Source organism: Maritimimonas sp. 2304DJ26-3 (assembly GCF_056591635.1).
Genome location: NZ_JBWQOK010000001.1, coordinates 304,474 through 317,018, shown reverse-complemented (window position 1 = coordinate 317,018; position 12,545 = coordinate 304,474). Strand labels below are relative to the sequence as shown.

12 protein-coding genes are annotated in these 12,545 nt (G+C 33.2%); 2 read left to right on the top strand and 10 right to left on the bottom strand.

Annotated elements, in window-relative coordinates:
- Positions 1-3: 3 nt before the first annotated feature.
- The 9 genes from AC1EUV_RS01455 to AC1EUV_RS01415 all read right to left on the bottom strand — a co-directional run bounded on the left by AC1EUV_RS01455 (position 4) and on the right by AC1EUV_RS01415 (position 6,734).
- Positions 4-486: a dihydrofolate reductase gene (locus AC1EUV_RS01455; protein ID WP_480196878.1), complete on the bottom strand. Its 483-nt coding sequence runs from the start codon at positions 484-486 to the stop codon at positions 4-6.
- Positions 483-869 carry a 2TM domain-containing protein gene (locus tag AC1EUV_RS01450; protein ID WP_480196877.1) on the bottom strand — a complete coding sequence of 129 codons (387 nt, stop codon included), beginning with the start codon at positions 867-869 and terminating at the stop codon, positions 483-485. Before AC1EUV_RS01450 ends, AC1EUV_RS01455 begins: the two co-directional genes overlap by 4 nt.
- A 67-nt stretch (positions 870-936) precedes the next feature.
- Positions 937-1,128, bottom strand: a complete 192-nt coding sequence (locus tag AC1EUV_RS01445; RefSeq protein ID WP_480196876.1) for a hypothetical protein — start codon at positions 1,126-1,128, stop codon at positions 937-939.
- A gap of 92 nt (positions 1,129-1,220) precedes the next feature.
- On the bottom strand, positions 1,221-1,673 hold the full coding sequence (locus AC1EUV_RS01440; RefSeq protein ID WP_480196875.1) for a DinB family protein: 453 nt from the start codon (positions 1,671-1,673) through the stop codon (positions 1,221-1,223).
- Position 1,674: 1 nt separating this feature from the next.
- Entirely contained in the window at positions 1,675-2,499 is an 825-nt protein-coding gene (locus AC1EUV_RS01435; RefSeq protein WP_480196874.1) for a thymidylate synthase, read from the bottom strand.
- An 89-nt stretch (positions 2,500-2,588) separates the two neighbouring features.
- Positions 2,589-4,301, bottom strand: coding sequence for a NupC/NupG family nucleoside CNT transporter (locus tag AC1EUV_RS01430; RefSeq protein ID WP_480196873.1), 1,713 nt, complete (start codon positions 4,299-4,301; stop codon positions 2,589-2,591).
- A gap of 10 nt (positions 4,302-4,311) precedes the next feature.
- Positions 4,312-4,923 (bottom strand): bifunctional nuclease family protein, encoded by a 612-nt coding sequence (locus tag AC1EUV_RS01425; RefSeq protein ID WP_480196872.1) that lies wholly within the window; start codon positions 4,921-4,923, stop codon positions 4,312-4,314.
- Positions 4,924-5,007: 84 nt separating this feature from the next.
- Positions 5,008-5,970 carry an electron transfer flavoprotein subunit alpha/FixB family protein gene (locus tag AC1EUV_RS01420; RefSeq protein ID WP_480196871.1) on the bottom strand — a complete coding sequence of 321 codons (963 nt, stop codon included), beginning with the start codon at positions 5,968-5,970 and terminating at the stop codon, positions 5,008-5,010.
- 23 nt (positions 5,971-5,993) lie between these two features.
- Positions 5,994-6,734: an electron transfer flavoprotein subunit beta/FixA family protein gene (locus AC1EUV_RS01415; protein ID WP_480196870.1), complete on the bottom strand. Its 741-nt coding sequence runs from the start codon at positions 6,732-6,734 to the stop codon at positions 5,994-5,996.
- 162 nt (positions 6,735-6,896) lie between these two features.
- Here AC1EUV_RS01415 and AC1EUV_RS01410 point away from each other — a divergent pair, with 162 nt between their 5' ends.
- Both AC1EUV_RS01410 and AC1EUV_RS01405 read left to right on the top strand, forming a co-directional pair.
- Complete coding sequence (locus AC1EUV_RS01410) at positions 6,897-7,877, top strand: pyruvate dehydrogenase complex E1 component subunit beta (RefSeq protein WP_480196869.1); 981 nt, start codon at positions 6,897-6,899, stop codon at positions 7,875-7,877.
- Positions 7,878-7,918: 41 nt separating this feature from the next.
- Entirely contained in the window at positions 7,919-10,456 is a 2,538-nt protein-coding gene (locus AC1EUV_RS01405) for a DUF5686 and carboxypeptidase-like regulatory domain-containing protein (protein ID WP_480196868.1), read from the top strand.
- Here AC1EUV_RS01405 and AC1EUV_RS01400 read toward each other — a convergent pair.
- On the bottom strand, positions 10,453-12,540 hold the full coding sequence (locus AC1EUV_RS01400; protein ID WP_480196867.1) for an energy transducer TonB: 2,088 nt from the start codon (positions 12,538-12,540) through the stop codon (positions 10,453-10,455). The genes AC1EUV_RS01405 and AC1EUV_RS01400 overlap by 4 nt on opposite strands.
- Positions 12,541-12,545: the final 5 nt, after the last annotated feature.

Below are 12,545 nucleotides of genomic sequence, written 5' to 3'. Positions count from 1 at the left end.
TGATTACTTTCTAACAAAGGTTACAAAACTATAATTGTATTGATGCTTCTCGTCAGCTTTAAAATCTTGGCGAGAAGATTCTTTCCATATAGACATATCTATTTCCGGAAAAAAAGCATCGGCATCTAATTCTGCATCTACTAAGGTTAAATCGAGAACATCAGCAATCTCTAATGATTGTTTATAGATTTGAGCTCCACCTAGAATATAAGGATTGTCATCAGTCTTAGCAGCTTCAATAGCAGCTTCTAAAGAATTTACAATAACGCATCCTTCTGCAGTATAATCTTTATTTCTGGTAATAATGATATTTGTACGATTTGGTAAGGGTTTTCCTAAAGATTCAAAGGTTTTTCTACCCATTATTACATGATGACCAGAAGTTACTTTTTTAAAGCGTTTAAGATCGTTTGGTAAATGCCAGATAAGATCATTGTCTTTACCCAATTCACCATTTTTGCCAATAGCAGCAATTAAAGTGATCATTGGTCTAGATTTTTTTTTTCTGAATCATGTAGTCTATCGTCCGGTGTAATAATTCCTTTTTTTACCAAACCTTTCTCTAATTTTTTAAGCTTATCGTTATGCTTTTCTATTAATTTTTCGGTTTGAATACGTTCCCAGTCCTTATTAAAAAAGCGTTTTGTGATAAATACATTAATAAAATGTAATAGCCATAAAAAGAACCAAATAGCAATTGCATATTTAAACCATTCGCCAAATTGATTCCCTACTTTAAAGAATAGATTTAATACAATTAAAAAGACAGATCCTAAAAGAAAAAGTACAAAATGATAATATAAACGCTTTTTTTGTTGTACGCGTTTGCGAGCTTTTTCATAAACCTGATGCTGTTCTTTAGAATCCATTAGTTAAGTATATTTTCTAAGGATAACGAAAGTACTATATTTTTAGAGAATGCGAAGATAAAATGAATTACATGTTTTTAACCCATTCTTTGATATAACCGTTAAAATCTTCCTTTTCTAAGGCTTCATTTACGTCATTAAAATCAATCTGCTCGTTCTCTAATGAATTTAAAATTGTTTGAATTGCATTAAGTGTACTAACATTATCAATTCGCTCAATTCTTTCTATTAAAAGAAGTTTTAATTGCTCTTTTTCCATTACTTCCCCAATTTTGTTTTTTTGATTGCTCTAAATTACAGCCTTATAAAGTAAAATCAAAGTTATTTGGGTTAAAAGAGCGTTAAATAAAATTATACCGCTAATATTTGAGAAGCATGATGATCGAAATGCTTTATATAATCATCTGCTAGAAAAATAAAACTATATACCTCTTTTTTATCTTTAGAAACATCTATTTTACTTTGCAACTTATCTTCAGGAAAGTTTTTCCAAACAGCAACAATTTGATTATTAATCATTAGCCAGAGATTTAAAATAGCTTCTACTTCTAAATTTTGCCAGTTTTGAGCTTTAACCCATTCATTTTGAGCATAAGTTATATGTGGTACTTCTTCGTACTGAACTCTAATATATCTTTGTAAATTATTAAAAGCAGAATCAATTAAATGACCTAAAATTTCTTTTTTACTCCACTTTAGGGGAGTGGATTTATAGGCTAATTGCTCTGCATTAATACTTCCAATTTTTTCAGGAAATTCGTTAATACGAAATTCTAAATCAAGTATGTTGTTTTGTAAACTCATTTTATACAGCAACTACACCTTTAATATGAGGGTGAGGATTGTAGTCTACCAATGTAAAATCCTCAAATGTAAAATCTTCTATATTTTTTACTTCAGGATTTATCATCATTTTAGGTAATGGACGAGGATCACGAGATAGTTGTAAGTCTAATTGCTCCATATGATTACTATATATATGAGCATCACCTAGAACATGAATAAATTCACCAGACTCATAACCACAGACTTGAGCCATCATCATAGTAAACAAAGCGTAGCTTGCAATATTAAATGGTACACCTAAAAAGATATCTGCACTACGTTGATATAATTGACATGATAATTTGCCATCTGCTACATAAAACTGAAAAAAAGCATGGCAAGGAGGCAATGCAGCCTTACCGTTTGCAACATTCTCATCAAAAGAAATAGAAGTATCTGGCAATACCGAAGGATTCCATGCAGAAACCAACATTCTACGACTATTTGGGTTATTCTTTAAAGTATTAATTACTTCTTTTAATTGATCAATATCATCACTATTCCAATTGCGCCATTGGTGACCATATACAGGACCAAGATCTCCATTTTTATCCGCCCATTCATTCCAAATTCGAACGCCATTCTCTTGTAAGTACTTTACATTAGTATCTCCTTTTATAAACCACAACAATTCATAAATAATAGATTTTAAATGTAATTTTTTTGTTGTTACCATCGGAAAGCCTTCACTTAGATCAAAACGCATCTGATGCCCAAATACACTTTTGGTACCTGTGCCAGTTCTATCTCCTTTTTGATTTCCGTTTTCTAAAACGTGCTTTACTAAGTCTAAATACTGCTTCATTTTAATTCATTTTCGTGGAAATAAAAGTAAAAAAAAGCCTCAAATCATATTGATTGAAGCTCTAAATTGTATAAAAAGTTATTAACTGCTTATCCGATGATCATACCAGCGATAGTAGCTGAAACTAAAGAAGCTAACGAGCCACCAATTAAAGCTTTCATTCCGAATTCTGACAACGTTTTACGTTGTCCTGGTGCCAATGAGCCAATACCTCCAATTTGAATTCCGATTGAAGCGAAATTAGCAAAGCCACATAGCATATAAGTTGCCATTATAATTGACTTATTATAAGTTAAATGTGTCGCGCTTGCAACATTTTTTAATTCAATAAGTTGGGTGTATCCAATAAATTCGCTCGCAACTAATTTTATTCCAAGTAATTGACCCATAAGCATCATATCTTCTCTTGCAACACCTATTAACCACATAAGTGGTGCAAAAATGGTTCCTAATATGGCTTCTAAAGAAAACTTCGGATAGGGAGTATTTCCCGCCATCCAAGTATTAAGAGTAGTTACATCTCCAATCCAACCAAAAATTCCGTTTAACATGGCGATAAATGCAATAAAAACCAATAGCATAGCACCAACATTAACGGCTAATTTTAAACCTTCAGTAGTTCCGTTGGCAATTGCGTCTAGAATGTTTGAACCTATTTTTTCTTGAGACACTTTCACGTCTGTATTAATTTCTTCAGTTTGAGGGTACAATATCTTTGAAATTACAATTGCACCTGGAGCTGCCATTACGGATGCTGCCAATAAATGTTTAGCATAAAACAATCGTAAAACAGGATCATCTCCGCCTAGAAAACCTATATAGGCTGCCAAAACTGCTCCAGCCAATGTTGCCATACCTCCAATCATAACCAAAAGCATCTCAGACTTATTCATCCTTTCTAAGTATGCTTTAATTAATAATGGAGCTTCAGTTTGACCTAAAAAGACATTACCAGCTATAGATAAGCTCTCAGCTCCAGAAATACCTAAAATTTTAGTCAGCAACAAAGCCATTAATTTTACTACTTTTTGAATAATACCTAGATAAAACAAAACAGACGTTAACGCTGCGAAAAAGACGATTGTTGGTAGTACTTGAAAGGCGAAAATAAATCCGAATGTATCCATATCAACCACCAAGCCTTCAAATAAAAATTTACTACCAGCTCTTGTAAAGTCAAGAATACTCACAAAAATTTGCCCTACAAAATCAAAGGCTTTCTGAATAAACGGTACTTTTAGAACACCAACAGCAATCATCAATTGAAAAGCTAAACCAATACCTACAGTTTTCCAGTTAATGGCGTTACGATTGCTACTAAATAGAAATGCAATAAATAATAAAGTTGCCATGCCAAGAACACCACGCCATAAACTATTCATCGAAAATCCATGGCTTGGAATTATCTGATCTTCATCGTTTTGTGGGGTAATTTCAGCATTAGAGTTGATTTGCTTTTTTGTTGTGAATTTATAATCTACTCCTTTTTCGTTAAATACTAAAGTTGAGTCTGTAAGATGTGTAATCTTATATTTTCTGATCGTGTCTTTAGGAGTATTATAGTAAAAAACTAATAGGTTATTTTGATAAATATAATCGCCCGATGCTTTTAAGCTATTTTTAGCTGATAGTTCATAATTAAATTCACCTTTTTCTAAATTTAAGAAATCTACATTTTGAATTTCAAGCAGTTGTTCACCTTGTTCATTTTGAACGGCTTCAAATTGCCATTTTTTTTCAATTTCTTGAGCAGAAATACTCAAAGCTATAAAAGCAAATAGAATACAAAGTAAATTTCGCATATTGATGGGGTTATTTTTGACGTTTAGAAATTTCGTCACGTAATTTTGCCGCTAATTCATAATCTTCATTATTAACGGCTTCGTCAAGCTTATTATTAAGTTCTGCTATAGTAAAATCACTATAAGATGTTGTAGGAGTATCTTCAGATAAATCAGCAACCAATTCTTCTACCTCAATATTAGCTGGGTCAAGATCTGGTTCTTCTTTAGATTTAAGGAAAATACCTGCTTTATCTAAAATGTTCTCGTAAGTAAAAATAGGAGCATTGAAACGTGTGGCTAATGCAATGGCGTCAGAGGTTCTTGCATCAATAATTTCCTCGATGCGGTCACGCTCGCATATAAGACTAGAATAAAACACACCATCTACTAACTTATGAATAATTACCTGCTTTACTTTAATTTGAAAACGGTCAGAAAATGTTTTAAATAAATCGTGTGTTAAAGGTCTAGGCGGCTTAATCTCCTTTTCTAAGGCAATTGCTATAGATTGTGCTTCGAAAGCGCCAATAATAATTGGTAATGTACGCTCACCTTCTACTTCATTTAGTACCAAAGCATAAGCGCCACTTTGGGTTTGACTATAAGAGATTCCTTTAATATTAAGGCGCACTAAGCTCATAAATCGAATATATAAAAAAACTGTCTAACCAAGGACTTCCATGTCCAAAATTAGACAGCCTTTAGAGGCACAATTTATAAAAAATTATGCGTTTTGAGCTTTAAACTCTTTTAATTTTTCGACAAGTTGAGGTACTACTTCAAAAGCATCACCAACTATACCATAATCTGCAGCTTTAAAGAAAGGTGCTTCTGGATCAGTATTGATAACCACTTTTACTTTTGATGCGTTTACACCAGCTAAATGCTGAATAGCTCCAGAAATACCAATAGCAATGTATAAATTAGAAGCTACTGGCTTACCAGTTTGCCCTACGTGTTCGCTATGAGGTCTCCACCCTAAATCTGATACAGGTTTTGAACATGCCGTTGCGGCACCTAAAACATCAGCTAATTCTTCTATCATTCCCCAATTTTCAGGCCCTTTTAATCCACGACCACCAGAAACAACCACATCCGCATCTGCTATCGTAACTTTACCGCTAGCTTTACTTATACTTTCAGATTTTACACCCATTTCAGGCAGAGTAGCTGTGAAGCTTTCAGTTGAGCCAGAAACAGAGTTTTCATGAGCTCCATATGAGTTTTTTGCAACACCAATCACTTTCTTGGCTGTAGAAATAACGGTATTATTAAAACCTTTGTTTGAGAATGCCTTGCGTTTTACTGTAAAAGGACTTATACTACTTGGTAATGCAACTACATTTGAAGCATAACCAGCTTCTAAAGCAACCGCAACTAATGGAGCAACTGTGAATCCATCTACACTAGCATCAATTACTACGACTTCTGCTCCTTGGGCATTTGCTACTTGTTCAATGATCGAGGCATAAGCTTTTGCATTGAAAGAAGATAAACTTCCTTCTTTAACTTCAATTACTTTTTCGGCACCATAGGCATTTAATTCAGCAGCATCGCCTCCATTTATCGTAAGCGTCACCATAGAAGTACCTAATTGTTCTGCTACTTTTTTTCCGTATGAAACAACTTCAAAAGCTGTTTTTTTAAATTTTCCTTCCGATGAGTCGGCAAAAACTAATACAGACATATTTTTGTTTTCTTATTTAATTATTAAATAGCTTTCGCTTCGTTGTGTAATAAATTGATAAGGTCATCAACATTATCAACCAATTTTACCGCTCCCTTTGGTGCTGGTTTTTCAAATGATTGAGATGAAGTTGTTGATTCAGCACCAGTACCTTCTACTACATTTAAAGGTTTTTTACGTGCCATCATAATACCACGCATATTTGGAATACGCAGATCTTTTTCTTCAACAATTCCTTTTTGACCGGCAACTACCATCGGTAAATTTGACGTTACTTTTTCTTCACCACCATCAATTTCTCTTGTTAAATTAGCTGTAGTTCCATCAACTTCAATACCTACACAGCCATTTACAAAATTATATCCTGTTAATGACGCCAACATACCTGGCACCATTTGCCCATTATAATCGGCAGATTCTTTTCCAGCAAGTACAAGATCATACTCGCCATTTTTTACAATTTTTGCCAATTCTTTTGCTACTAAAAATCCATCAGTTGGTTCTACATTTACACGGATGGCATCATCTGCACCAATGGCTAATGCTTTACGTAAAGTAGGCTCTGTTGTTGCACTACCAACATTTACTACAGTTACATTAGCTCCTTGCTTTTCTTTAAACCACATAGCGCGAGTTAAAGAGAATTCATCGTATGGATTAATTACAAATTGAACACCGTTGGTGTCAAATTTGGTATCATTATCAGTAAAATTGATTTTTGAAGTTGTATCTGGTACATGACTTATACAAACTAATATCTTCATTTTAATATGTTTTTCTTTAAAAATTACTCACTTAAAAAGTGTGAGCGAAGTTACTACTTTTTTTTGAAAATACTATGCACGCATAATAAAAATATTTAGTTTAATTGCTACTTATACTGCAGTGTTTTTTCTACTTTTGCTTTTCAATTCAATTAAAGATTCATGAGAACAATTCAATTTAGAGAGGCCATTTGTGAAGCCATGAGTGAAGAAATGCGTAGAGATGAAAGCATTTATTTAATGGGTGAAGAAGTTGCGGAATATAATGGAGCTTATAAAGCATCTAAAGGAATGTTAGATGAATTTGGAGCAAAACGCGTTATTGATACACCAATAGCTGAACTTGGTTTTGGAGGTATTGCTGTAGGTTCAGCTATGAATGGAAATAGACCTATAGTTGAATATATGACATTTAATTTTTCGTTGGTTGGTATTGATCAAATTATAAACAATGCAGCTAAGATTCGCCAGATGAGCGGTGGTCAATTTAATTGTCCAATTGTTTTTAGAGGTCCTACGGCCTCTGCTGGTCAACTAGGAGCGACACACTCACAAGCATTCGAAAGTTGGTATGCTAATACTCCTGGTCTAAAAGTTATTGTTCCATCTAATCCTTATGACGCAAAGGGTTTACTAAAAGCAGCTATTAGAGATGATGATCCAGTAATTTTTATGGAATCTGAGCAAATGTATGGCGACAAAGGTGAAGTGCCAGATGGCGAATATGTTTTGCCAATTGGTGTTGCAGATATAAAAAGAGAAGGAAAAGATGTTACTATAGTATCTTTTGGTAAGATAATTAAAGAAGCTTATAAAGCCGCTGATGAATTAGAAAAAGAAGGGATTTCTTGCGAGATAATTGACCTAAGAACTGTTAGACCAATGGATCATGAAGCAATTTTGAATTCCGTAAAGAAAACAAATAGATTGGTGATATTAGAAGAAGCGTGGCCATTCGGTAGTGTGGCTTCTGAAATTACATACCAAGTACAAGAACAGGTATTCGACTATTTAGATGCCCCTATACAACGTATTACAACAGCGGACACTCCGGCACCGTATTCGCCAGTATTGTTACAAGAATGGCTACCAAATGCAAACGATGTAATTAAAGCTGTAAAATCTGTAATGTACGTCAAATAATTGGCACTAATATTGTATTAAAGGTTCCTTTCATACTTTATATGAAAGGAATTTTATTTTTAAAAGAATTTATGTTTAATAAAAATATATTCTCATTATTACTTTTCTTCTTTACAGTAATAATGACAGCTCAAGTAAAAGTTAGTGGAGTTGTAGTTGACGATGGTGATAACCCCGTGCCATTTGCCAATATAGTGTTTAAGGGTTCTACCACAGGAACAGTTTCTAATGAAAACGGAAAGTTTTATTTAGAATCTGATAAGACCTATAAAGAATTACTTGTGTCATTTTTGGGGTTTGAATCAAAAACGATTCCGCTCAAAGCGAGAAATTTTGATTTGCGAATAGTTTTATCTGAAGGAACCACGCTTAAAGAAGTAGTTGTTTACTCTGGTAAACAGAAGAAAAAAGGAAACCCAGCTATTGCGATTTTACGAAAGATTTGGGCTAAGAAACGTCAAAATGGAGTCTATTTATACCCTCAATATGAGTATGATAAATATGAAAAGATAGAATTCGACCTTAATAATATTGATGAAAAATTCAAGAGTAGAAAACTTTGGAGAGGTATGGAATTTATCTTCGATAAAGTTGATACTTCAAGCGTTACAGGTAAACCTTACTTACCCATTTTTATTAATGAAGCGGTATATAAAACCTATGGTAAAAATGAACCTTCTAAAAAACTACGCGAAGAATTAATTGCAAATAAAAACTCGGGTTTTGATAGCAATCAAGAATTAATAGAATTTATAAAACAACTTTATGTAGATTATAATATATACGATAATTATCTTAAATTTTTTGATAAGAGTTTTACGAGCCCACTTTCTCGAACAGGCGTTTCTGTATATAATTATGTCTTGACAGATAGCGCATTTATTGATAATAAATGGTGCTACAATATTTTGTTTTATCCTCGTCGTAAGAACGAACTTACTTTCAAAGGTGACTTTTGGGTAAATGATTCAACGTTTGCTGTAAAACAGATTGAGATGGATGCTACCAAGAGTGCCAATATTAACTGGGTAAAAGAAATTCATATAGAGCAAGAATTTAACGTGTTAAATGATTCTGTTTTCCTGTTAAAGCGCGATCATATGATGTCTGATTTTGCCTTTAGAAAAAAAGATAAATCAAAAGGAGTCTATGGAAGAAGAACAACACTTTTTGATAATTATGAGTTTGAAAAAAAGCACGAAGATAAATTCTATGCAGCCAGAGTAGATGCTTATAAAGAAGAAATTTACAACCAACCTGATGAGTTTTGGAAGCAAAATCGATTGGAAAAACTTAATGATGATGAAGAAGGTATTTATAAAATGCTCGATACTTTAAAAACGGTAAAAAAGTTTAAGCAACTTTATAATATAGGCACCATTCTTGCTTCTGGTTATTGGGAAATGTTTGAAGGTTTTGATTATGGTCCTATTTTCTCAACTTTTGGTAATAATGATGTAGAAGGAACACGAGTTCGTATTGGTGGTAGAACTTATTTTACGCAAAATGATACTTGGCGTATACAAGGATTTATGGCATATGGTTTTGACGATGAAAAAGTAAAATATGGTATTGGCGGTAAGTGGATGGTTAACAAAAAGAATCGAATTATTATTTCTGCAGGTAATCGTCGAGATGTAGAACAAACAGGAGTAAGTTTAACAACAGCTAATGATGTATTGAACAGAAGTTTTGCTTCCGCAGCATTCTTTACACGAGGTGAAAACTTTCGATTGACAAATCTTAATTTGACCAATGTAGCTTTAGATATTGAGCCTTTACGTAATCTAAATTTCCGTTTAGGAGCAACTTATAAAACATTACGAGCAGCTGCGCCCGATCTATTTAATCTCACTTATATAGATGAGAATGGAAACACACAATCTGAAGTCAAGCAGACCGAAGTTGATTTTGCTATTAACTATACACCTGGCAGGAAAAATGCAGGCTTTGGTGTAGAACGCGCCGTGAGTAATGCGGGCCGTTATCCAACGGTGTACTTTAGTTATACCAGAGGGTTAAAGGATGTATTAAACAGTGATTTTGATTATGATAAATTACAATTCTTTTATAGACATCGCATTTTAATGGGTGGTTTTGGTAAATTAAAATATACGCTTGAAGCTGGAAAGACTTTTGGAAATGTCCCATTAGTCTTATTAGATATAGTACCAGGTAATCAGACTCCTTTTTTGGCCGATAGAACCTATGAGTTATTAGATTTCTATGAATTTGTAACTGATGAATATGCAGCTTTGCATCTAGAGCATAATTTTAATGGTCGTATCTTTTCTCGATTACCTTTACTTCGTAAATTGAATTTAAGAGAAATTGTGAGCTTTAGAACTGTTGTTGGTGGTTTGTCTCAAGAGAATTTACAGACAAGTAATTTTTTCTTACCAGATGAAAATGGAGACATACCGGCGGGTGCACCGACAAAACCATACTATGAATATGGTTTTGGAGTTGACAATATCTTTAAACTTTTACGTGTTGATTTTATTTTTAGAGGAAACTATCTCGATCTTCCAGGTGCCGAAAAATTTCTTGTAAAAGCCGGGTTTGGATTTTATTTTTAAAAATCAAAATACCAGTTGAACAGATCTGTTTTTAACCCTACCGTAAACCATGTGGTATTTTGACTATTGAAATTATTAGTTTGTAATAAAGGGTCAAAATTCCTTAAAGTAAGCCCTGCAAACACCTTTAAATTAGTTGTAGGATTTATTGTATAACCTAGCTGTAGATCACCAATAAAAATATCAGTTTTGTTTCCTTGTCCAATCTCAACACCTGTGTTACCCGTTCTATTATCATTCGAAGCGTAGATATTACCACCATAACTGGTAGAAAGATTTTCTATATCAAACCCTTTCTGCCCTAAAATTAATTTTGCATTCGCAAACCAACGGTCTTTTCTATATTGAGCGATACCAATAGCTTCCCAAAAATTGCTACCCCATAAATGCCCTAAAGGTTGATTGAAGTGACCATAATTTAAAGCTCCATTACCAAAATGACTAAATGTATATGGACGTGCTAAATTAAACTCTCCTTGTAAAAACAGATTATCTACTTTAAAGGCATTATAATATTTAGCACCAAGCTGTACTGCAAATTTATTACCCCAATAACCATCTCCATCAAAGAAACGTCCCACCGTTAATTCATCTAAAATAAATTGCCCGTATAGAGATATGTTATCGGTTAATTTATACTTAGAGTTTAAACCAATTAAAGCATTACCACTTTCAGATCCCCTAGTGAATTCTACTGCTCTGTAAAAAATTATTGGATTAAAAAAGTTAATGTCAAAACCATTACCACCTTCGTTATTTGTAATTACTGCTTCAAATAAGCCAAGGTTCAATCGTTTGTTTACATTCCAACTTAGGTGATGGACAGCTATATATTTTCGTAAGCGAGCGTTATTTACACTCACCTGAGGTCTAACATCATCTACCCACATCCAAAGATTTGTATATTTAATCTTCCAGAATTTTGTATTAATTTTTGAGAAAGTGTAAGGTGCTGCAGCGTCAGAAACCATAAAAGATCGATAGCCATCACCGATAAAATTCTTACCGTTACCAAATTGAAAGTTAAATGTTTTATTAGGTGTATACGATAAATATGCTTCTGCTATCGGGTAATCGAATCCAGTGGTTTTAAAGTCTTTGCCTTTACCTCTACCTGGTACAGTACCAGCAGCACCTAAAGGTCTATTTTCACTAGCAAATCGATTTACATAGTTTGCAAAACGACCTTGGCTTTCATAAAATGAAGTGTTAAAACTTAATTTTTTTCCTATTCCGCCTTGTATTTGAATACCCCTAGTATTATTGTATGTGTAGTCAATGTTATCAGAATTATCCTTACCTATCTGAAGGTCAAAAACAGGATTTACAGTAAACCAAAAATCTTTTTCCTGAACGGAAAATAAATGCTCATTCCAAAACTTTTTACCAGCTTTAGAACTTTTATTCTTAAATAAAGGTTTTTTAAGATTGTCTAAGTTTACATAATTATTTGCTTCACTATAGATATATGGTTTAGAGGCAGTATGTGAATTATTGTTTTGATTATAATAATAATCTAATTCGTTATAAGTGCTATGTACAAAAGGAATATTTAATTGACTTTGATGCTCAGGAAAAGCAAGTTTGGTTGCAGCTTCCGAAATATCTTCTGTTGGCTCTTTAATATTGGCTATCGTTGATGAACTTTGAACTATTTTAGTTTTTTCTTTGGCAGCTTCTGGTACAGCATTGGAATCTAAAGGGATATTTATTGGCATACCAAAACGCATATCTATTGCTCTACCATTATAAGTCGCTGGTGCTATTTTAGGTAAGTTTGAAAATACACGCCTTACTTCTTCCTCTAGTTCTTTATAAGCTGAACGAATATAAATTACATCGAAGTTACCTTCCTTAGTAACTAAAAAAACTACGTTTAGAGTTCCTTTGTAATTCTCTGATAATACCTTTTCAGGAAGTTTTATTTGCGATAGTACTTCTTCAGTAAGTTTTTGATTAAAACAATTTTCTAATTCTACACCAGAAGTATTTTCACAACTATTATAAATAGGGTACGTATCTTCTTGAGCATTAATAATTATTGAAATGAAGATAAAAAGAACAAAAACTAATTTTTTTTTCATTGAAG

Excerpts from the sequence above, each read along its gene's own strand:
- AC1EUV_RS01445 (WP_480196876.1), bottom strand. The coding sequence starts at position 1,128 with ATGGAAAAAGAGCAATTAAAACTTCTTTTAATAGAAAGAATTGAGCGA.
- AC1EUV_RS01400 (WP_480196867.1), bottom strand. The coding sequence starts at position 12,540 with ATGAAAAAAAAATTAGTTTTTGTTCTTTTTATCTTCATTTCAATAATT.
- AC1EUV_RS01410 (WP_480196869.1), top strand. The coding sequence starts at position 6,897 with ATGAGAACAATTCAATTTAGAGAGGCCATTTGTGAAGCCATGAGTGAA.
- AC1EUV_RS01435 (WP_480196874.1), bottom strand. The coding sequence starts at position 2,499 with ATGAAGCAGTATTTAGACTTAGTAAAGCACGTTTTAGAAAACGGAAAT.
- AC1EUV_RS01405 (WP_480196868.1), top strand. The coding sequence starts at position 7,919 with ATGAAAGGAATTTTATTTTTAAAAGAATTTATGTTTAATAAAAATATA.
- AC1EUV_RS01420 (WP_480196871.1), bottom strand. The coding sequence starts at position 5,970 with ATGTCTGTATTAGTTTTTGCCGACTCATCGGAAGGAAAATTTAAAAAA.
- AC1EUV_RS01440 (WP_480196875.1), bottom strand. The coding sequence starts at position 1,673 with ATGAGTTTACAAAACAACATACTTGATTTAGAATTTCGTATTAACGAA.
- AC1EUV_RS01415 (WP_480196870.1), bottom strand. The coding sequence starts at position 6,734 with ATGAAGATATTAGTTTGTATAAGTCATGTACCAGATACAACTTCAAAA.
- AC1EUV_RS01450 (WP_480196877.1), bottom strand. The coding sequence starts at position 869 with ATGGATTCTAAAGAACAGCATCAGGTTTATGAAAAAGCTCGCAAACGC.
- AC1EUV_RS01455 (WP_480196878.1), bottom strand. The coding sequence starts at position 486 with ATGATCACTTTAATTGCTGCTATTGGCAAAAATGGTGAATTGGGTAAA.
- AC1EUV_RS01430 (WP_480196873.1), bottom strand. The coding sequence starts at position 4,301 with ATGCGAAATTTACTTTGTATTCTATTTGCTTTTATAGCTTTGAGTATT.
- AC1EUV_RS01425 (WP_480196872.1), bottom strand. The coding sequence starts at position 4,923 with ATGAGCTTAGTGCGCCTTAATATTAAAGGAATCTCTTATAGTCAAACC.